This window comes from Paucibacter sp. DJ2R-2, assembly GCF_025717675.1.
Classification (GTDB): domain Bacteria; phylum Pseudomonadota; class Gammaproteobacteria; order Burkholderiales; family Burkholderiaceae_C; genus Paucibacter_A.
In genome coordinates, this window is sequence record NZ_JAJIRT010000002.1 from 23402 (window position 1) to 44403 (window position 21002).

Below are 21002 nucleotides of genomic sequence, written 5' to 3' on the forward strand. Positions count from 1 at the left end.
CAGCGAAACGAGGGACGGTGGAAGGAGAAAGGTCGAACGGGAAGCAGGGAAAGGGAGAAGAAAAGAACGAAAAACTAGCGGGCGCTTGCTTGCAGCTCAGTTCACGGGGTGGTGCTTGGGGGTGCCAAAACGGGGTGCCAGAACGGTGTCCAGTGCCGGGCGCGGCGGGCCAGGGCTTCGAGGAAGAAGAAGTCGCCCCACAGGCTGGCTTCGTCCACGCCCAAGCCATCGGGCTTGCTGTAGACGCCGTGGCGCAGCAAGGCATTGCCGGGCGCGTCCCAGCCGGCGCAGTGGCGCAGCAGGCCGTCGAGGATGCGGTCGGCCGCCTGGCGGTAGGCTTGGGCGCGCTCGGCCTCGGCCGCGGGCAGCTGCTCGGCAATGTCCATCAGGCCGCAGGCCGCAATCGCGCTGGCCGAGCTGTCCCAGGGCTCACCCGCCTCGGGCGGGAAGCTCATGTCCCAGCAGGCGATGCCATGCTCGGGCAAGAGGGCCAGGAAGTGGTCGGCCAACTGGCAGGCCGTTTGCAAAAAGCCCTGCTCCGGCACCCAGCGGTGGTTGAGCGAGAAGCCGTACAAGCCCCAGGCCTGGCCACGCGCCCAGCAGGATTGGTCCGAAGCGCCTTGGGCCGTGGTGCCATGCCGAGGCGCGCCGGTCTCGGGGTCGAAGTGGAAGGTGTGGAAGCTGCTGTGGTCGGGCCGCACCAGGTATTCACGCGAGCGCTGGGCGTGGCTGATGGCGGCCTCGCGCATCTCGGCCGCGCCGCCCTGCCCCGCGGCCCAGTGCAGCAGGGGCAGGTTGAGCAGGCAGTCGATGATGATGCGGCCGCGCTGAGCCGGGTCTTCCAGCCGGCCCCAGGCCTGCACCACACCGGCGCGCGGCAGGTAGCGCGTCATCAGCAAGGCCGCCGCTTGCAAAGCCGTGGCGTGCGCCAGCGGCTGTGGCCCCTGGCGCAACGCCGCCACGCAGGAGGGCATAAAGAGAAAGCCCAGGTCGTGGTGGTCCACCACAAAACGCCGCTCCAGTCTGCGCGAGTAACCCTCCAGCTGGGCGGCTGAGGCCGTGCCAAAGCGGGCATCGCCGCTCAGCTCATGCGCCATCCAGAGCAGGCCGGTCCAAAAACCCGCTGTCCAGCTGCTGTTGACGCCGTCCGGCTCATCGGGCCAGACCGCCGGCGCAAACACATTGCCGCTGCTGGTGTCGCCCGGGAACTGCGGGCCCAGCTGCTGCAGGCAGCGGCCCAGCTGGGCGCAAGCGGCCACGATGGCCTGCTCGGCGCGCACCACCATGGAGGGCTGCGCCGTGCTGGCCGCGCTGGCCTCGGGGTTTTCAACAACAGAAGCGTTGGTCGTCATGTCTCGATCAGGCATGGGGCGCCGCAGCGCAGCGGCTGCGGGCATGGGTATGGGTTTGGATTCGGGGGCTTTGCGGTCGCTGCTTAGCGGGCCATCCAGCCGCCATCGACGACCAGCAACTGGCCGTGCATGTATGCAGACGCAGGAGACGCCAGGAACACTGCGGCGCCCACCAGGTCTTGCGCCTGGCCCCAGCGGCCGGCCGGGATGCGCTCCATCACCTGGCGGCTGCGCTCGGGGTCGGCGCGCAGCGGCGCGGTGTTGGCGGTTTCGATATAACCGGGGGCGATGGCGTTCACGCCCACGCCTTGGCCCGCCCACTCATTCGCCAGGGCGCGGGTCAGGCCCAGCAGCGCATGCTTGGCCGCGGCGTAGGCCGGCACGCGGATGCCACCCTGCAGGCTCAGCAGCGAAGCGATGTTGATGATGCGTCCGCTGCCCTGCTCCAGCATCTGGTGGCCGGCGCCTTGGCACAGGCGCCATGCGGCGTCGAGGTTCAGGTCCATCACGGCGTCCCAGTCCTCGTCGCGCACCTCGACGGCCGGCGCGCGGCGGATGATGCCGGCGTTGTTCACCAGCACATCGATGCGCCCGTAGTGTTTCAAGGTTTGGGCCAGCACTTCGGCCGGCGCCTCGGGCCGGGCCAGGTCGGTGGCGATCACCAGGCATTGGCGGCCCAGGGCGCGCACCGCCGCCTCGGTGTCATCGCTGCTCTGGCTGTGGCGGGTGATGGCAACATCGGCGCCCGCTTGCGCCAGGCCGATGGCTAGGGCCTGGCCGATGCCGCTGGCCCCTGCCGTCACCAAGGCCACGCGGCCCTGCAGGGAGAACAGGGATTGAAGTTGGGATGGGGTGTTGGTGCTCATGCTGGTCTCACTCACTCACGCATTCATTCGTTCATTCGCTCAGCACATGCCGACCAGCTTTTGCGTCCAGGCCAGCTCGGGCTGCAGGGCCACACCCTGGCGGCGGCCGTCACCGGCCAGGAACCACAAGTAGTAGCTCTTGGCGCCCGGCGCGGCGGCGTAGGTGTGGTAGCCGTAGGGAATCGACAGCAGGCTGTCGTCGCGCACCGTGTGGGTGTGGTCGAAGCCATGCTCGGGGCTGAAGTGGCGCGCCAGGCCAAAGCCTTCGGGCGAAGCCACGCGGAAGTAATACATCTCTTCGTGGAAGACCTCGCCACCCTCCTCCCGCTCATGCTTGTGCGGCGGGAAGGTGCTCCAGTTGCCCGACGGCGTGATGGTTTCGCCGACGATCAGGCTGCTGGCCGGGCGGCCATCGGGCTGGGTCAAAATCTCGCGGAAATGCCGCGTGTAGTTCAGCGTGCCCCAGGTGCCGGTGCGCACCGCCTCGGGCCGCACCTCGTAGGCCTCGGTGTCCAGGCTGGACGGCGCGCTCACCAGCACCGCCTCAATGCGGCTGCCGGCCGTGACTGTGAAGCGGCTGCCGCGCGGCAGGTACACGCTGTGCGGGTTGCCCACAAACACATTGGCCCGGCCGCCCACATTCGCAAAGCGCGGGCCACCTGCGACTTCCACCGCCTCGGCCGTGCCCGAGAGCACCACCAACATCTGCTCGCGGTCACCCGCCACCTGGCCGCTGTGCGCCTGGCCCGGCAGCAGCACCAGCTTTTCAAAGCCCAGCAGCCGGCAGCTCGCGCCTTGCAGCACATGGTGGCCCGGGGCGGTGGGGATGGCGTGGAAGTGTGCGTTGCTCATGTTCGCTTATGTTCAATGTGTGATAACGATAACATGTTAAACACAAGCGGGGGCTAGGGCAAGCCCTGAGGTGGGGTCAGGGGTGTGACGTAGCGCACGAGGGCGATCGGAACGAGCGCCGCACATGGGCCTGCTTTGCAGTCAATGCGGGAGGCTGGCCTCGCCGGGTCGCAGGCTGCATCGCATCGCAGCCTGCAATCTGCTGCAGCAGGCTCACACGGTCAGCACCGCATGCGACCTAAACACCTTGGCACCAAATTTGATACGACCAATGAAGCAGCCCAAATCTGAACGACTTCGGGATACATGGCTAGGGAAGCTCTGCATCAATCAGCCCGGCCCTGCTAGCGCGGCCTCGGGCGGTCTGCGGCGTTGCACTTCTCGCCAATAGCTACGGCTATTGGCTTCAAACTGCGCCTTGCAGCCCATCCCGATCCGCACCACATCGTCTCGCCCCGATTGATGCAGAGCTTCCCTAGACGGCCGGAGCGGCAAGCGACATAATCCAACTTTACGAACTTTCCGTAAAAGGGGTGTTGATGATCGTCTTGAAAGCAACACAGGACAAGGTGCTCTCAGCTCTTCAAGCTGTAGCCGGCATCATCGAACGCCGCCACACGCTGCCCATCTTGGCTGGTGTACTCATCAACCGCAGCAAGTCTCTCGCCGCCATCTTCAACGCCGGCCCGGAGAACCTTCGGATCCTCCGCCTGCTGCCCTTGCGCAAGCACGCGCCGAAGCCCACCAACGCTCACCCCATCGCCGCTTGTGGCCGTGCCCTGGCTGGCTTCTTCAGCCCTGCCAAAGTGAACGCCCGCAACGCGCCCTGATTCGAATTCACTCATGAAGCCCGCCACCACCTCCATTTCCACCGTCCGCAACACCGCACGCGTGGTCAAGGCCCCCAAGCGCCCCTCGCCCTATGTCTCGGCCGCCCAGACCAAGTCGCTCCTGGCCAGCAGCCTTGCTGCTCGGAATGAACGTCTGCAGGCCTCGGACATGGTCAACACCGACGACGCGGCCAGCATCGCCGCCACCACACGCGTGACCATCAACGCCTGGATCGCCAAGGGCCGAGCCATCGGCCTCACCCAGACCCGCCGAGGATTTCGGCTGCCCGTTTGGCAGTTCGACCCGCAGTTCTGGGAGGTCATCCCGAAGCTCTCGAAGGCCCTGGGCACCACCGAAGGGTGGACCATCCTGTCGTTCCTGGAGACCCCTCTGGGAGGCCTCGACGGAAAGACACCCAAGGCGGCGATCGAGCAAGGCCTCACGGAGCGCGTGCTTGACCTGGCTGCAGCGGAAGGCACCTGACGCATCCACATGAAGCTCTCCGATCTCGAATACGCCCCGGCGTTCGATCTCCTGGCGCCCTCGGCGCTGTTCCGCATCCAGCGCAGCCGCGCGCGCGCCGGCACCGTCCGAATTGGCAGGCTGTTGCTCGCTCCCTCGAAACTCCTGAACGGACGCTTCGATGTCGCCGGCGTGCCCGTGGGCTATTTCGCCGAAGCGCCCGACACGGCAGCCTACGAAGCTCTCGCCAGACGTGAAACGACCGCCCTTTCCATTCAAACCATCGCGGGCCGAAGCCTCCTGTGCGTGCAGGCGAGCCGCACGCTGACCCTTCTCGATTTGAGGATGCACGCGTCGAGCTGGCCAGTGCTTCAGTCTTTGCGTCTGGCGCACACCCAGGAACTCGCCGCAGACGCCCACGCGCAAGGGTTTGCGGGCATCGTGTACTGCTCGGCCCAACAGAACAATATGGCCTGCTATGCGGTCTTCGACGATGCCCTTTCTTCCCTGAAGGCGGCGTGGACGGAGCGGCTGGTCGAGCCCGGCACGGGCAACCTGCACACAGTGATCGCAGCCGCGCTCAAGGGCTCCAAAGTCCCGCTGACGCCGTGAGGCCTTGAGCTTGTGGCCCTCAGGAGTGAGGGTCAGGCCTAAAGTTTGTAGCCCTCAAAAGCCATTGGAAGATGCTGCTGCTTCTGCCCGCCGGGCAAGGGCAGCTCTAAACACTTTGCGGTCGGCCGCCACCGTCAGGATCGTGCCCGGGGCAGCCGTTCGCTGGCCAGCCAAAACGTCGTAGAGGAGTAGATGGGGCCTTGAGATGTAAGGCCTGACCCTCGCGCGGTGGTCAATCCCAGGTGGAGTCACTCAAATATTGCGTAACCTCGCACGGCATGCATTCACAGGAAATAACTCGGTTTTCAGGTGGCATCCACCGACACGAGCAATCTAGGACAATGCACACGAATTACGTAAGGAAAGCCAATGAGCAACGTTGCCGCATCCCCCGTACCCATGAAACCAATTAAGGACCCTCAGCCGTCTGTAGATCGGATTGATGACTTGGCAAAGCGGATTTTGAACGGTGACATTTACCTGCCAAAGTTTCAACGGGAGTTTGTTTGGGAGAGATCTCAGGTGATCGACCTTCTCGACTCGGTAGCCCGAAATTACCCGATCGGCAGCATTCTCCTGTGGCAGAGCAGGCAAGAGCTCCGGAGCGAGGGGCGCATTGCAGACCTCGAGATCGCACAACCCAAGCCCGACTATCCAGTCAATTACTTGCTCGACGGGCAACAGCGGCTTTCTTCCATCTGTGGCGCTTTGTACTGGAGGGGCGGTGACCCAGCCAGCCCTTGGAACGTTGTCTATGACCTCAAGGCGCGGTCATTCCTTCACCTGGATACGATGGAGGAGCCGCCGCTTCACCAGATGCGTCTTAACCGCATCCCTGACCCGGCAACCTTTTTCCAGCATGTAGGGCTACTGGAGTCTTCGGGGCAGAAGGAACTTGCAGAAGCCGCCAAAGAGCTATTCAATCGTTTCAAGGACTACAAGGTTGCAACGGTCACACTAGGTGACATGCCCCTGGTTGATGTTGCGCCGATCTTCGAGCGCATTAACAGCACCGGGACGAGGCTGACGATCGTCGATCTCATGCGTGCAGCAACCTGGAGCCCAGACTTTGACCTCGTCGACTCAATCGATGCAATCCGCGAAGTGCTCGCTAAAAAGTCGTTTGAAGGTATCGACCGTAAAGCGATCCTCAGGAACGTTTCCGCGGCAGTCGGTGGTGCATTTACGGTCGAGAGCATTGACGACCTTCGAAAGCTAAAGCCTGCGGTTCTAAAGTCTGCGACCGCAGACACCGCTGAAGGCTACAAGAGAGCTGTCGATTTTCTTTCGACTCACATCAAAGTTCCGTCGTTTGCAGTTGTTCCCTACACGAATCAAGTGGTCGTCCTTGCCGAAATAATGCGACTTGTACCGACGCCAACTGCCCCACAGTGGCGTGCAGTCGAGAGTTGGTTCTGGCGAAGTGGAATTAGCGGGTACTTCAGCGGCTGGAACTCAGGAATGATGGCAGCAGACCTCGCTGGTGTGGTCGACTTCGCCAACGGGAAACTTGATGCGCTCAATATGGGCTTCCATGAATCTAGCCCAAGTGCCTGGAGTTCGCGAACGTTCCGAGGCAACAACGCCCACTCGAAAATTTTGGCGATCATTCTTGCTTACCAGCATCCGAAGGACCTCCTAACCGGACAGGCCATCGACGTCGACAAGGCTCTTGCTTGGCAAAACAACAAGGAGTTTCATCATGTCTTTCCTCAGGCATTCCTGAGGACAAAGGGCGTCGCTTCTTCCCGAATCTCATCGCTTGCCAACATGGTCTACCTCTCTTCGGCGAGCAACAAACTGATAAGTGACCGGGCGCCCTCCGAATACATGGCAAAGCTTCTGTCCGAGCACGGCTCCGATGCCCGCTCTTGGCTAGCCTCAAACCTGATCGACGACGCAGCCATTGATGCTGCATTAGCCGATGACTACGACGCGTTTCTGGCCGCTCGTGCAAACCTTATAAATGAACGCGCCAGAATTCAGGCAGGCTGGGCGATTTCTGAGTAAAACACCCGCGGCCAATATCGCTCCAACATTGTTCACGGTACCGCCTGCACTTTGGCTCACTCGACCTGCCAAGTAAACGCTATGGCGGTCATTCTCAGAGTCGCCTGACCGCAAGGCGCGAGGGTCAGGCCTTAAATCTCAAGGCCCTATCTACTCTGCGACGACCTTTTGGCTAGGCATCAGACGGGGAAGAAATCCTTGAAGTTCAACAGCAAGCACTTGTGGTCTGCGACGCTGGCACTGGTTTGGGCTCAAGGCGCCCATGCCCTCAGCATTCGTTTCGATTTCCCGCAGGCCGCGCGCCACAGCACAGCCATCGCCCAACTCGAGATAGAAGCAGCCGAAACCATCACGGCGCCATCTGGGGCCAACTGTGGGACTCGCTACTCGGCGCGAATCCTTGATGGCATCAAAGGTGTCGCGACTGGCAGCCACATTGAGTTCGGCTTCTTCACTGGGCACCCAGTCGGCGCTCAGTACTTTGTTTTTCTCAAAGATTCGGCAGTGCTGGCTCATCACAACGCACTCACGCCCGAAGCACGAATCCCGATGACGAGCCCGATCCCGTACAGAGAGGAATGCAGGAAGCTTCTCCCACGCTTCATGGAGATGGAAGAAGGACTGGGAACCCTTGCGATCCTGCCGAGCCGGCAGAGCCATGCTCCCAACGAGCCGGCCGTCACGCTGAACGCACACCTTCACCCCGTCCCCCTTAAGCTGCCAGTCGCGTACTGGCACGAGGGCCTCATTTTTGAGGGTGAGTTGTTGGGGACGGTGGAGTTCTCAGTCGAGAACTTCAGCAGATACCTGCGCATGCTCGTGGGCCCCGCCCAAGAACCTTGAGCCAGGCCTCCCGCCGAAGGGCTTGCGCCCGCAGCGCCAGTGCGACTTGCGCGACCCGTGCGCCGCTTCGTCTGACTTCACTCCGGCGCCCGATACCCCCCCGCCCCGCCGAGCCGCTGGAAATGTCGGTGCACCATCACAAAGGCCAGCGCGGCGGCCAGGGCCAGGGCGCCGCTGGCGATGAAGGTGTGGCGGTACTCGTTGCCGGTGGCGTCGAGCCAGGCGCCCATGAGCGGGGGCACGACCATATAGCCCAGGGCGGCCATCAGGCTCATGGCGGACTGGAACTGGGCGAAACGGGTGCGTGGGAACAGGTACTGGCCCAGGGCGGCGGTGCCGGTGAGGTAGATGCCCGAGAGCACGCCGTGCAAGACAAAGGCCAGGGCGAACTGGCCGCCTTCGCGCACCAGGCTGCCGGCGGCCAGCATGGCCAGGCCGTAGGCGGTGATGGCGGCCAGGCCCACGCGCAGCGGGTGCCAGCGGTCGGCCAGCCAGCCCACGGGAAGGGCCAGCAGCAGGGAGATGGCGTAGGTCAGGGCCAGGTACTTGCCATAACCGTCCAGGCCCAGGCCCACATGTTTCGCATAGAACACGCCGAAGCTGTTGACCGGGTTGCCGGCCACCAGGCCCAGGGTCATGGCCAGGAACAGCCACAGGTAATAAGGCTGAGTAAAGCACTCGCGCAGATAGCGGCCCAGGGCGCCACCACCGGCAGGGGCATCGTGCGCAGCCGGCGCCTCTTCAACCGGCGGGTACTCGCCCTCGCGCACACGCCAGCACATCAGCGCAAAGCCCAGGCCGTAGATCAGGGCGATGCCGATGAAGATGGCCGCAAAGTGCTGCTCGGCGCGGCCCATCAGGTGGAAGGTAAACGCCATGCCGGCCAGCAGGCTGGTGGCGCGGAACAGGCCGTAGAAGCGGCCCACCAGGGTGGGCGGCACCACGTCATTGATCAGGCCGCCGAACACGGCATTGGCGGTGACGGAGGCCACCTCGAAGATGCTCCACATCAGCGAGAACACGATCAGCGCGCAGACGCGCTCACCGGGTGAAGCCCCGCCCAGCACACCGTGCAGCGCCGCACCGAGCTCGGGCGTGAAGGCCATGCCCACCAAGGACACGACGATGAAGGGCGTGGGCAGAAACAGATACGGGATGCGCCGGCCCCAGCGGCCACGGTGCCGATCAGACCGCACGGCGACGATGGGCCCGAGCAGCAGGCCCAGGCCGGCCGGCACCGAGCCCACGACCAGGGCGATGAACAAATCGCTGGCCTGCATTTGTTTCAACAGCACCTGGGCCACGGGCGTGACAGCCCGCTCCTTCAGGCTCCAGGCGAAATCACCGAGCAGCAGCAGGGCAAACAGCAGCACCAGGCCCGAGCTGCCGTAGACGAGCGTGCCATTGTTCCAGCGGCTCTGCGTCCAATGATTGCGCCAGCGATCGCGGCAGTTGGTAGCACCAGGCACAGGGCCCGAGGACACGGTGGGCGGTGACGCAGACGACGACGCGGGCGTGGGCAAGGAACTCATGAGCGGGGGGCAGGGACAAAAGAGAGCTGAAGAACAGGCCGCCCCGCACGCCGCATCGTGGCGCTGCGCTGTGCTGTGTTGCTTGGGCGGCCTAACGTTTTTTGCGTTCGGGCTGGGCAGGAGCGGAAGCCACCTTGCGCGCAGCGGTGGTTGAAGACGAAGACGAGGAAGCAGAAGCGCCGCGCGTGGCCTTGGCCGCCGGCGGCACCGCAGTGGATTCACGGATCACCAGGCTGCTCTGCAGCTCGACGCGGATGCCGCGCTGCACACCCGCCTCGACCTGCTGCAGCAGCAGGCGCACGGCGCTGCCGCCCAGCTGCTCATAGTCTTGCTGCACGGTGGTCAGGGCTGGGTGGGTGTGGGCGGCGGCGGGGATGTCGTCGAAGCCGACCAGGGACAGGTCCTTGGGCACCTGCAGGCCGCGGGCACGGGCGGCGTCGAGCAGGCCCAGGGCCATCAAATCATTGGCGCAGAACACGGCGGTGGGCGGCTCGGCCAGGTCCAGCAGCTGCAGGCCTTGCTCAAAGCCCGAGCGCTGGCCGAAGTTGCCCTCCACCACCAGCTCGGGCGCAGGCGCCAGGCCGGCATGGCCTAGGGCCGCGGCGAAGCCACGCTCGCGCTCCTGGCTCTGGCCCGAGTAGGCGGTGCCGCGCACAAAGGCAATGCGGCGGTGGCCCAGGTCCAGCAGGTGGCGCGTGAGGGCGTAGGCGCCCTCGTAGTTGTCGGCGCGCACCACCGGCAGCGGCGTGGGCGCGCGCCAGTAATTGACCAGCACGACGGGCAGCTCGGTGCGCTGGAAATGCTCCAGCTGCTCGGCATGCTGGCCGGGCAGGATGAGCAGCAGGCCATCGCACAAGCTGCTGAGCAAGGGCACCACCTCGGGCCGCGCCTGGCCGCCCTCGTTGGGGGCGATGTCGTAGATGATCAAGTCCATGCCGGCCTGTTTCACCACGCGGCTGATGGCGTTGATGATGGCGGCCACCACGGGGGATTCGAAATCGGTGACCAGCAGGCCCAGCACATGGGTGCGCCCGCCCTTGAGCGCCTTGGCGCCCAGATTGGCCACATAGCCCATGGCCTGGGCCATGGCCAGCACCCGCTCGCGCGTGGCCTCGGCCACATAGCCCTTGCCGCTGAGCGCACGCGAGACCGTCATCACCGAGACGCCGGCACGGGCGGCGATGTCGCTGACGGTGATGCGGCCGGACTGGGTGGGCTCTGCGGCCGGTGCAGCGGGTGAAACGGCGGGCGCAGCCGCTTCGCCTTCGCGCGGCGCGCGGCGCTTCGGAACAGGCTTGTTGCTCTTCATCGTTGACATGCTTTTCTCTCCCTCAATGGACGCGGGCCCGGCGCCGCGCGGAGCGCGAGGCCTGGCGGGCGGGATTGTCGCGCCAAGCCTGGCGCGCCCACCCCGGAGGAAAAGCGACTTGTGTTCATGCCCAAGGCGTGCCCGCGCGCAGGGCCACCGCATCGAAGGCAAAGCGGCCCACAGGCGCGCCGGCCACCGGCAGATCGGCCACGAAGAGGCCGCCGGCCAGGGGCTCGCGCGCCAGCTGCGCTTCGCTGAGGCCGGTGCGGGCGCTGGTGATGAAGAGCTGGCGGCCATCGACGCCGCCGAAGCTGCAGCTGGTGACCTGGCTGACGGGCAGATCGATGCGGGCCAGGGGCTCGCCCTGCGGGCTGTAGCGCGTGACGCGGTGGCCGCCCCAGTGGGCGATCCAGAGCGCGCCTTCGGCATCGACACACATACCGTCGGGCACGCCTTCTTCGGGCGGGAACTGGCGCCAGAGGCGGCGCGGCGCCGTGCCTTGCTGCGCGCCTTGCAGTTCACCGCTTTCATCCAGCGCATAGGCCCAGACGCAGCCCAGGCCGCTGTCGGCATGCCAGAGCGTGCGGCCGTCGAGGCTGAAGCAAGGGCCGTTGCCGATGCGGTAGCCGCGGTCCATGGTGTGCAGCTGGCCGCGGCTGTCCAGGCGCAGCAGCTCGGCGCGGGGCTGGCTGGGGTCGGGCTCGTAGAGGCCGCTGAACCAGACCCGGCCCCAGGGGTCGAGCTTGGCGTCGTTCAAGCGCAGGCCCTGGCCCGGGGCTGCGGGCTCATGGATGGGCAGGCCGGGGCCCAGCACTTCCAGCTGCGGCCACAGGCGCAGGCGCAGCACGGCATCGACACGGCCGGCGAGGAAGACGCCCTCCTCCGTTTTTCTGTCAGCGCCTTCGCTGGCGATCAGCCAGGCCACGCGCCAGGGCAAGGCCCAGCGGTGGCGCTGGCCCGCGGGCAAGTCCAGGCCGTGGACGGCGGCGCCGTGGATGTCCAGCCAGAGCAGTCGGCCGGCCGAGGTTTGGGCCGCATCGGCCAGCCACAGCGGGCCTTCGCCGAGCTGGCATTCGGCCGGCCAGAGGCAGCGAGCGCTGTAGCGCGGCAAGGTATCGGGCCTGTTGGCTTGCGCGCTCATGTTCAAGTCCAACCGGCGTCGATGACGAACTCTTGCGCGGTGATCATGCGGCTGTCGTCGGCCGCCAGGAACAGGGCCAGCTGGGCCACATCGCTGCCGCCGATGCGGCCGGGCAGGCAGTGGTGTTCGTCCATGGCGCGCTCGCCCTCGGCATCGACCCAGGTGCTGAGCTGCTTGTCCGTCATCACCCAGCCGGGGGTCAGCGTGTTGACGCGCACACCGGCGGGGCCGAACTCGCGCGCCAGGCTGCGGGTCAGGCCGGTCATGGCCGATTTGCAGGTGGCGTAGGCGGCGTAGCCGGCCACCTTGTTCTTCCAGCTGGTGGAGCCGAGGTTGATGATGCTGCCGCCGCCGTGGCGCTGCAGGCTGGGCAGGGCTGCTTGCGCGGCGAAGAAATGCGCACGCAGATTGATGGCCACGCGGCTGTCGAAGTACTCGGGCGTGACCTCGAGAAAGGCGTGGCGGTTGTCATCGGCCGCGTTGTTCACCAGCACGCTCAGGCCCAGGGTCCAGGCATCGGCCTCGGCCACGGCATCGCGCAGCTGGGCCACATCGCTCATGTCACACCGTAGGAACAAAGGCTTGTAGGTGGCGCCGCTGCAGTCATCCAGCACCTGCTGGGCGGAGGCGGCATTGCGGCCGGTGAAGGCCACGCGCGCGCCCTGGCGGGCAAAGGCACGCACCATGTCGCCGCCAATGCCGGAGCTGCCGCCAGTGACGAGGACACCGCGGCCGCGCAGGCTGGGGTAGCTGGCCAGCGGGATGGCGGCGGAAGATGGGGAATCAATACTCATGTTCATCGCGGGTGGCTCAGATCAATGGGATTCGCGCGCCACATGGTCGCCACGCTGGCCGACGAGAAAGTCCATGTCCGCGCCCTTGTCGGCCTGCAGCACATGGTCCACATACAAACGGGCCCAGCCCGAGGCCGGCTTGGGCGGCGGCGCCCAGGCCTTGCAGCGCTCGGCCAGCGTGGCTTCGTCCACATGCAGATGCAGGCGGCGCTCGGCCACATCGAGGGTGATCAGGTCGCCGCTTTGCACCAGGGCCAGCGGGCCGCCGGCCGCGGCCTCGGGCGCCACATGCAGGACCACGGTGCCGTAGGCGGTGCCGCTCATGCGCGCGTCCGAGAGGCGGATCATGTCGGTCACGCCTTGCGCCAGCAGCTTGGGCGGCAGGCCCATATTGCCGACCTCGGCCATGCCGGGGTAGCCCTTGGGGCCGCAGTTCTTGAGCACCATGATGGAGCTGGCGTCGATGTCCAGCGCGGGGTCGTCGATGCGGGCCTTGTAGTCCTCGATGGTCTCGAACACCACGGCGCGGCCGGTGTGCTGCATCAAAGCCGGCGAGGCGGCCGAGACCTTGATCACCGCGCCATCGGGCGCCAGATTGCCGCGCAGCACGGCGATGCCGCCCTGGGCCACCACGGGGCGCTCGAGCGGGCGGATGACTTCGTCGTCAAAGCACTCAGCCGCCTCGATGTGCGGGCCGATGGCACCGCCGGCCACGCTGGGCGCCTCGCGGTGCAGCAGGCCGGCCTCGGCCAGGCGGCGCATGACCACGGGCAGGCCGCCGGCGTAGCAGAACTCTTCCATCAGGAAACGGCCGGCGGGCAGCAGGTCGACCAGGGTGGGCACGTCGCGGCCAAGGCGGTCCCAATCGTCCAGGTTCAGCGGTACTCCCAAGCGGCCGGCCAGGGCCAGCAGGTGGATGACGGCATTGGTCGAGCCGCCGATGGCGGCGTTGACGCGGATGGCGTTTTCAAACGCCTCGCGGGTCAGGATGTCGCTGGGCCGGCGGTTCTCTTGCACCAGGGCGACGATGCGGCGGCCGACCTGGCGGGCCAGCTCGTGGCGGCGCGCGTCCACGGCCGGCAGGGCCGCGTTGTCGGGCATGGCGATGCCCAGGGCTTCGACCATGCAGGCCATGGTGGAGGCGGTGCCCATGGTCATGCAGTGGCCGGCGCTGCGTGACATGCAGGCCTCGGCGCTGCGGAACTGGGCTTCGCTCATCTGGCCGGCGCGCACGGCCTCGGAGAATTTCCAGACATGGGTGCCCGAGCCGATGGCCTGGCCGCGGTAACGGCCGTTGAGCATGGGGCCGCCCGAGAGCACCAGGGTGGGCAGGTTGACGCTGGCCGCGCCCATCAGCAGGGCCGGGGTGGTCTTGTCGCAGCCGACCATGAGCACCACGCCGTCCATGGGGTTGGCGCGAATGGACTCTTCCACCTCCATGGCGGCGAGGTTGCGGAACAGCATGGCCGTGGGGCGCAGATTGCTCTCGCCCAGGGCCATGGCCGGGAACTCCAGCGGCACACCGCCGGCTTGCAGGATGCCTTCGCGCACCTTGTCGACCAGGCCGCGGAAATGGGCGTTGCAGGGCACAAGGTCGGAGCCGCTGTTGCAAATGCCGATGATGGGCCGGCCGTCGAAGGCCTCGCTGCCCAGGCCCTGGTTGCGCATCCAGGATCGGTGGATGAAGCCGTCCTTGCTGTTGCCACCGAACCAGTGCTGGGAGCGGCGCGCCGGTTTCTTGAATTGGTTGTCGTTGTCGTTGTTGTTGTTGCTGTTCGAATCGTCCGACATGCGGGGCCGCCTTTGCTGCTTGAGCTTGTTCTTGAACGCATCCACACCCGCCTTCAGGACAGTTGTGATTGCAATGTGTTAACGTTATCTCATTGTGCGCAGCTTCGCGCTGCATGACAAGGGCCAAGGCCCGTGAACAGACTGGGGTTTACGATGAGATGTATCGCAATTGACTGGGGCAGCAGCAGCCGGCGCGCCTATGCGCTTGATGAAAACGGCCAGCTGCTGGCCGAGCGCCACGACCAGGCCGGCGTGCTGCACGCCGCGCTGAACTGCAAGCCCGGGCTGCGCCGCGATTTCGGCGCCGAGCTGACCGGCTTCATCGGCGACTGGCTGCGCCTGGGCCCGCGCACGGTGTGGCTGTCCGGCATGATCGGCAGCCGCCTCGGTTGGCGTGAAGCGCCTTACCTGCCGGTGCCCCTGGCGCTGGATCAGCTGGGCGCGCAGGCCTTGGATCTGGACTGGCCCGCCGCCCGCATGGTGTGCGCCGAGCCGCCGCGCCTGCGCCTCTTGCCCGGCCTGAGCCAGCTGCCCGAAGCCGGCCCGGCCGATGTGATGCGCGGCGAAGAAACCCAGCTGCTGGGCGCCTGGCGGCATTGGCAAGCCAGCGGCACGGCGGCGGGCGATGAAGCCCTGTTCATCCTGCCCGGCACGCACAGCAAATGGGCCCATCTGCGCAGCGATCGGGGCCTGGCTCAGGTGCTGAGCTTCCAGACTTTCATGACCGGCGAGCTGTTCCGCCTGCTGAGCCAGCAAGGCGCTTTGGGCAGCCTGATCGACAGCACCCTGCCCCTGCTCGAGCACCCGCTGGCCCAGCAAGGCTTTGATCAAGGCGTGGACTGGGCGCAGGACGAAGCTTCATCGCTGCTGGCCCAGCTCTTCCGCGTGCGCGCCGAGGCCTTGCTGGCACCGCCGGCCCGGCGGCCGGGCAGCGCAGTGGACGAGATGCGCCTGCAGGCCGCGGCCCGCCTCTCGGGCCTGCTGATCGGCAGCGAGCTGGGCCAGTTGCGGCGCCAGCCCACCCTGCGCGCCCTGCCCTTGCTGGCCGTGGGCGAGGCGCGGCTCTGCGCCTGGTATGCGCGCGCAGCCGAACGACTGGGCCTGAGCCTGCAATGCCTGGATCCGCGCGAAGCGCATCTGGCCGCGCTGCGTGCGCTCGAAGGCCTGGGCGAATGATTGAAAGGACCGCGATGAAAGCGAACCCCAACCCCTTTGCACCCACGCCCGCCTACCCGCCCCTGGTGGCCATCTTGCGCGGCTTGCAGCCCGAAGAAGCGGCCGAGGTCGGGCTGGCCCTGTATGAGGCCGGCCTGCGCCTGATCGAGGTGCCGCTGAACCGCCCCGGTGCCTTGCAAGCCCTGAGCCTGATGCGCCAGGCCTTGCCGGCCGATGCCCATCTGGGCGCCGGCACGGTGCTGAGGCCCGAGCAAGCGGACGCCCTGCGTGAGGCCGGCGGCACGCTGGCCATCTCTCCGCACCTGGACCCGGATCTGGTGCGCCACAGCGTGGCCCTGGACCTGTGGACCATGCCCGGCGTGGCCACGGTCAGCGAAGCCTTTGCCGCTCTGCGCGCGGGCGCCCATGCGCTCAAGGCCTTCCCCAACGACGCGCTGCCGCCCGAGGCCTTGCGGGCCTGGCGCACGGTCTTGCCCGAGGCCCTGATCTACCCGGTCGGCGGCATGGGCCTGCACAACCTGGCGGCCTACCGCCGCGCCGGTGCCACAGGCGCCGGCCTGGGCTCGGCGATCTACCGCGCGGGTGACAGCGCGAGCGTGGTGGGGGAGCGGTCGAGAGAGTTGGTGAGCGCCTGGAACGCCTCAGCGGACTGAGGCGAACCGCCTGATGACAGCCTGGCGACGACTCAGCGGACTGTCACAAAACAGGGGCGCCCAGCGCCCCGGCGGTCATCAGGCTGACATGTCACTTTTTTACAGTCCGGGCTGCAAGCACCTCCCCTAGGTCTGCGCTGACCAGCAGCCGAACCCAGAGGCAGGGCCGAGATTCCACCCCCTTTGACTGAAGTTCTGACATGTCCAAAACTCCCCAAACCTCCCGCCGCCAGGCCCTGAAGTTTCTGAGCACCCCCTTGATGCTGCCCCTGGGCGGCCTCGGCGCCAGCCTGAGCCTGACGGCCTGCGGCGGTGGCGATGATGACTTCCCGGCGCCCACGCCCGTGCCGGTGCCGGTCAATTACGTGTCCGCGGCCTTCACCGCCATGGCTGCCCTCGACCTGAGCAAGCCTGCCGCCATGGCCACCACCACGGTGGCGTCCACGCTCGACGTCAGCCTGTCCAACGGCAGCAAGCAAAGCTTCAAGCTGGCTTACCAAGCCTTCTTCCTGACCGGCGACGCCGTGCCGGACGGCAAGGGCGGCACCATCCAGGCTGGCAGCTACTACGACATCAACAACAAGCCCATCATCGACACGACCGTGGCTGGCAAGGATCGCCAGTTCTTCTCGGACTCGCCCGATGGCACTTCGCTGCTGAGCGTGGCCAACCCCACGGTCACCGGCATCAAGGGCAAGGCGGTGTTCGCCGTCGTGCAATTCGAATACACGACCTGGGCGCAAGACGGCAAGACCGATATGTACGGCAAGCTGCCCTCGCCCATCGCCGTGCTGACCCTGGACCAAGACCAGACCACCGGCAAGCTGAGCCTGGTCAAGTACCACAACGTCGACACCTCCTCGGCCAACGGCCTGTGGATCACTTGCGGCTCCAGCCTGTCGCCTTGGGGCACCCATCTGTCCTCGGAAGAGTACGAGCCGGATGCCTTCACCATTGCCTCGAACACCATGTTCAAGGCCTTCAGCAAGAACCTGTTCGGCGACGAAACCAAGGCCAACCCCTACCACTACGGCCACATGCCCGAAGTGACGGTCAACCCCGACGGCACCGGCAGCATCAAGAAGCATTACTGCCTGGGCCGCATCTCGCACGAGCTGATCGAAGTGATGCCGGACAAGCGCACCGCCATCATGGGCGATGACGCCACCAACGGCGGCTTCTTCATGTTCGTGGCCGACAAGGAAGCGGATCTGTCTGCCGGTACCCTGTACGTCGCCAAGGTCGGCGCCGGCTTCTCCATCGACCCGGCCGCTGCTGGCGCCGCGCTGACCTGGATCAAGCTCGGCTCTGCCACCAGCGCCGAGATCAAGAAGCTGGCCGACACGCTCAAGCCCACCGACATCATGGATGTGGCCACGGTGGACCCCAAGGACGCCAGCTTCACCAAGATCTACTTCAGCGGCAAGGTGCAGTGGGTCAAGCTCAAGCCCGGCATGGAAAAGGCCGCCGCCTTCCTGGAAACTCACCGCTATGCAGCCCTGATGGGCGGCAGCATGGCCTTCACCAAGATGGAAGGCACGACGGTCAACATCAAGGACAAGATTGCCTACTCGGCCCTGCAGAACATGCAGAGCTCCATGGTCAAGGGCAATGCCGCCAACAACCCGGACTACGGCGTGGTGATCGACAAGACCGTCAACGCCGGCGCCGTGCTGGCTCACACCTTGAGCGGTGGCCAGAAGGACACTGCCGGCGCAGCCATCAGCAGCGAATGGGTGCCCAGCCTGACCAAGGCCTTGCTGGTCGGCGAAGACATCGCCGCCGATGCCCTGGGCAATCTGGCCAACCCCGACAAGATCGGCGCTCCGGACAACCTGAAGTTCTCGGAAAAGCTGCGCACCCTCTTCATCGGTGAAGACAGCGGCTACCACGTCAACAACTTTGTCTGGGCCTACAACGTCGACACCAAGGTGTTGAGCCGTCTGGTGTCCATGCCCTCGGGTGCCGAAGCCACTGGCCTGGGCGTGGTCGACGATCTGAACGGCTGGACCTACATCACCAGCAACTTCCAGCATCCTGGCGACTGGAGCGCCAGCCTGCACAGCAAGGTTCAAGCCACCCTGGACCCGCTGGTGCGCGCCAACTACAAGGACCGTTTCGGAGCCGCCGTCGGCTACCTGACGGCCGAAGCCACCAGCATCAAGCTGAACAAGCTCTGATCCCCTGCGGCCTCGTGCCGCTTGGAGAGTGCAAAACAAAGGCCCGCTTGCCTCCTTGGCAAGCGGGCCTTCTTGTTTTGGGCGGCGCCGCGGCAGACCCGTCGATCAATCGATCGGCGTCAGCTTGGCCACCGACAGCGCCAGCCACTTCATGCCGTGGCGGCCGAAGTTGACTTGGGCGCGGGCATCGGCGCCGCTGCCTTCCAGGGTTAGCAAGACGCCCTCGCCGAACTTGGTGTGGAACACGCCCTTGCCGACCTTGAGGCCGCCATGCTCGTCGGCCACCTTCTGGGCGGCGGCCTGCTTCATGCTCTTGGGCACAGGGGTGGTGTCGTAGGCGGGCTTTTCGACCCGGCCGGCGCCGACCATGGACTTGAGGCCCGAGCCGCGCTCCCAGGCGCTTTGGTATTCCTTGGCGAAGCCGGAGCCGAAGCCCTGGTTGCGCGGGGTCAGCCATTTCAGGCAGGCCTCGGGCAGCTCGTCGAAGAAGCGGCTCTTGACGTTGTAGCGGGTCTGGCCGTGCAGCATGCGGGTCTGGCTGAAGGCCAGGTAGAGGCGCTGACGGGCGCGGGTGATGGCCACATACATCAGGCGGCGCTCTTCCTCCAGGCCGTCGCTGTCGGACATGGAGTTCTCGTGCGGGAACAAGCCTTCTTCCAGGCCGGTGATGAAGACCGCGTCGAACTCCAGGCCCTTGCTCGAATGCACCGTCATCAGCTGCACGGCGTCCTGGCCGGCCTGCGCCTGGTTGTCACCGGCTTCCAGCGAGGCATGGGTCAGGAAGGCGGCCAGGGGCGACATGATCTCGCCGGTTTCGGCATCGGGCGTGAAGTTGGCGGGCGCCACGGCGGCGGGGAAGCCCTCCGAGATGGCGCCGGGCGACAACTCATCGACCGGCAGGGCCACGGCGTCCTTGCCGAAGCCCTCTTGCGTGACAAAGGCTTCGGCGGCGTTGATCAGTTCGCCCAAGTTCTCCAGGCGCTCGGCGCCGTCCTTGTCGTTGCGGTAGAACTCGTTGAGGCCGGAGATCTCGAGGATCTGCTCGATGATCTCGCGCAGGGTGTGGCCTTGGGTCAGATTGCGGGTCGAGTCGATCAGGCCGGTGAAGGCCTGCAGATTGCTGCCGGCCTTGCCGGCCACCGCGCCCACGCTCTGGTACAGGCTGCGGCCGGACATGCGGGCGGCGTCCTGCAACAGCTCAATGGCGCGCGCGCCGATGCCGCGGGTCGGGAAATTGACCACGCGCAAAAAGCTGGTGTCGTCGTTGGGGTTCTCAAGCAGGCGCAGGTAGGAGAGCGCATGCTTCACTTCCGCCCGCTCGAAGAAGCGCAGGCCGCCGTACACACGATAAGGAATGCCGGCATTGAAGAGCGCCGATTCGATCACCCGTGACTGCGCATTGCTGCGGTAGAGCACGGCGATTTCCTTGCGATCGATGCCCGAACGATGGAGGGCTTGCGCCTCCTCGATCAGCCACTGGGCTTCCGCGAAATCACTGGCCGCCTCGAACACCCGCACCAGCTCGCCGGCGCCAGCATCGGTGCGCAAGGTCTTGCCCAGGCGGCGGCTGTTGCGGCTGATCAGCTCGTTAGCGGAATCGAGGATGTTGGAGAAGCTGCGGTAGTTCTGCTCCAGCTTGATGACCTTTTTGACGCGGTACTCGCGCTCAAAATCGGCCATATTGCCGACCCGCGCACCGCGGAAGGCATAAATGCTCTGGTCGTCGTCGCCCACCGCCATCACCCCCTGGCCACGGCCCGGGGGCGCGAACATCTTGAGCCATGCATATTGCAGCTTGTTGGTGTCCTGAAACTCGTCGACCAGGATGTGGCTGAAGCGGCGCTGGTAATGGTCACGCACGGCCGGGTTGTCGCGCATCAGCTCGTAGGAGCGCAGCATCAGCTCGGCGAAGTCGATCACTCCTTCGCGCTGGCATTGGTCCTCGTAGGCCTTGTAGATCTCGATCAGGGTCTTGGTCTGCTCGTCGCGCGGCTCGATGTCACCGGGGCGCTGCGCGTCTTCCTTGGCGCCGGCGATGAACCAACTGACCTGCTTGGGCACGAAGCGCTCTTCATCGAGCTTCATGGCCTTGATGACGCGCTTGATGGCCGAGACGGAATCGGAGGCATCGAGGATCTGGAAGCCTTGCGGCAGGCCGGCCAGCTTCCAGTGCGCGCGCAGGAAGCGGTTGCACAGGCCGTGGAAGGTGCCGATCCACATGCCACGCACCTGCACCGGCAGCATGGCGCCCAAGCGCGTCTGCATTTCCTTGGAGGCCTTGTTGGTGAAGGTCACGGCCATCACGCTGCCCGGTGTCAGCTGGCCGGTCTGCATCAGCCAGGCGATGCGGGTGGTCAGCACCCGGGTCTTGCCCGAGCCGGCGCCGGCCAGGATCAGGGCCGGCTCCTGCCCCAGGGTCACGGCGGCGTACTGCTCGGGGTTGAGGTTCTTGAGCAGGCCGCTGGCTTGGGGCTGGACCAGGGGCTCAGGCACGACCTCTGCCGCGAACTCGGCCTCGGCAAACAAATCCTCGTTCAGTTCTTCGGGCGGGGCTTCGGGGCGCGGGTCGTGGGGCATGTTCATCGTGGCATTTTAGGT

At 65.9% G+C, this 21002-nt stretch carries 16 protein-coding genes and 1 pseudogene; 8 read left to right on the top strand and 9 right to left on the bottom strand.

Annotated features, from left to right (window positions below; all coding sequences use genetic code 11):
• Positions 1 to 101: 101 nt before the first annotated feature.
• The 3 genes from LNV28_RS07280 to LNV28_RS07290 form a co-directional block, all read right to left on the bottom strand.
• Positions 102 to 1352 (bottom strand): glycoside hydrolase family 88 protein, encoded by a 1251-nt coding sequence (locus tag LNV28_RS07280; protein ID WP_263518174.1) that lies wholly within the window; start codon positions 1350 to 1352, stop codon positions 102 to 104.
• Between the two features lie 83 nt (positions 1353 to 1435).
• The gene (kduD, locus tag LNV28_RS07285; protein ID WP_263518176.1) at positions 1436 to 2218 is read right to left on the bottom strand and encodes a 2-dehydro-3-deoxy-D-gluconate 5-dehydrogenase KduD; all 783 of its coding nucleotides are present in this window, start codon (positions 2216 to 2218) and stop codon (positions 1436 to 1438) included.
• A 39-nt stretch (positions 2219 to 2257) separates the two neighbouring features.
• Entirely contained in the window at positions 2258 to 3070 is an 813-nt protein-coding gene (locus LNV28_RS07290; RefSeq protein ID WP_263518178.1) for a 5-deoxy-glucuronate isomerase, read from the bottom strand.
• Between the two features lie 539 nt (positions 3071 to 3609).
• On the opposite strand from LNV28_RS07290, the pseudogene LNV28_RS07295 reads away from it, so the two are divergent.
• The 5 genes and pseudogenes from LNV28_RS07295 to LNV28_RS07315 all read left to right on the top strand — a co-directional run.
• A pseudogene (locus tag LNV28_RS07295) lies at positions 3610 to 3726 on the top strand (DNA polymerase III subunit beta); the annotation flags it as partial.
• Between the two features lie 187 nt (positions 3727 to 3913).
• Positions 3914 to 4384, top strand: a complete 471-nt coding sequence (locus LNV28_RS07300) for a hypothetical protein (protein ID WP_263518179.1) — start codon at positions 3914 to 3916, stop codon at positions 4382 to 4384.
• A 9-nt stretch (positions 4385 to 4393) separates the two neighbouring features.
• Positions 4394 to 4975 (top strand): RES family NAD+ phosphorylase, encoded by a 582-nt coding sequence (locus LNV28_RS07305; protein ID WP_263518181.1) that lies wholly within the window; start codon positions 4394 to 4396, stop codon positions 4973 to 4975.
• A gap of 369 nt (positions 4976 to 5344) precedes the next feature.
• Entirely contained in the window at positions 5345 to 6985 is a 1641-nt protein-coding gene (locus tag LNV28_RS07310; RefSeq protein ID WP_263518183.1) for a DUF262 domain-containing protein, read from the top strand.
• A gap of 198 nt (positions 6986 to 7183) precedes the next feature.
• Entirely contained in the window at positions 7184 to 7828 is a 645-nt protein-coding gene (locus LNV28_RS07315; protein WP_263518184.1) for a hypothetical protein, read from the top strand.
• A gap of 77 nt (positions 7829 to 7905) precedes the next feature.
• Here LNV28_RS07315 and LNV28_RS07320 read toward each other — a convergent pair whose 3' ends face one another.
• The 5 genes from LNV28_RS07320 to LNV28_RS07340 form a co-directional block, all read right to left on the bottom strand.
• Positions 7906 to 9360 carry an MFS transporter gene (locus tag LNV28_RS07320; RefSeq protein WP_263518186.1) on the bottom strand — a complete coding sequence of 485 codons (1455 nt, stop codon included), beginning with the start codon at positions 9358 to 9360 and terminating at the stop codon, positions 7906 to 7908.
• A gap of 91 nt (positions 9361 to 9451) precedes the next feature.
• Positions 9452 to 10678 (bottom strand): LacI family DNA-binding transcriptional regulator, encoded by a 1227-nt coding sequence (locus LNV28_RS07325; RefSeq protein ID WP_263518188.1) that lies wholly within the window; start codon positions 10676 to 10678, stop codon positions 9452 to 9454.
• 115 nt (positions 10679 to 10793) lie between these two features.
• The gene (locus tag LNV28_RS07330; RefSeq protein ID WP_263518189.1) at positions 10794 to 11810 is read right to left on the bottom strand and encodes an SMP-30/gluconolactonase/LRE family protein; all 1017 of its coding nucleotides are present in this window, start codon (positions 11808 to 11810) and stop codon (positions 10794 to 10796) included.
• Between the two features lie 2 nt (positions 11811 to 11812).
• On the bottom strand, positions 11813 to 12604 hold the full coding sequence (locus LNV28_RS07335) for an SDR family NAD(P)-dependent oxidoreductase (RefSeq protein WP_263518191.1): 792 nt from the start codon (positions 12602 to 12604) through the stop codon (positions 11813 to 11815).
• A 21-nt stretch (positions 12605 to 12625) separates the two neighbouring features.
• Positions 12626 to 14395 carry an IlvD/Edd family dehydratase gene (locus LNV28_RS07340; RefSeq protein ID WP_263518192.1) on the bottom strand — a complete coding sequence of 590 codons (1770 nt, stop codon included), beginning with the start codon at positions 14393 to 14395 and terminating at the stop codon, positions 12626 to 12628.
• A 153-nt stretch (positions 14396 to 14548) separates the two neighbouring features.
• On the opposite strand from LNV28_RS07340, the gene LNV28_RS07345 reads away from it, so the two are divergent.
• The 3 genes from LNV28_RS07345 to LNV28_RS07355 all read left to right on the top strand — a co-directional run bounded on the left by LNV28_RS07345 (position 14549) and on the right by LNV28_RS07355 (position 18404).
• Positions 14549 to 15571: a 2-dehydro-3-deoxygalactonokinase gene (locus LNV28_RS07345; protein ID WP_263518193.1), complete on the top strand. Its 1023-nt coding sequence runs from the start codon at positions 14549 to 14551 to the stop codon at positions 15569 to 15571.
• 14 nt (positions 15572 to 15585) lie between these two features.
• On the top strand, positions 15586 to 16224 hold the full coding sequence (locus tag LNV28_RS07350; RefSeq protein ID WP_263518195.1) for a 2-dehydro-3-deoxy-6-phosphogalactonate aldolase: 639 nt from the start codon (positions 15586 to 15588) through the stop codon (positions 16222 to 16224).
• 200 nt (positions 16225 to 16424) lie between these two features.
• Positions 16425 to 18404, top strand: coding sequence for a PhoX family protein (locus LNV28_RS07355; protein ID WP_263518197.1), 1980 nt, complete (start codon positions 16425 to 16427; stop codon positions 18402 to 18404).
• A 105-nt stretch (positions 18405 to 18509) separates the two neighbouring features.
• Here LNV28_RS07355 and LNV28_RS07360 read toward each other — a convergent pair whose 3' ends face one another.
• Positions 18510 to 20987, bottom strand: a complete 2478-nt coding sequence (locus tag LNV28_RS07360; protein WP_263518198.1) for a UvrD-helicase domain-containing protein — start codon at positions 20985 to 20987, stop codon at positions 18510 to 18512.
• Positions 20988 to 21002 lie beyond the last annotated feature (15 nt).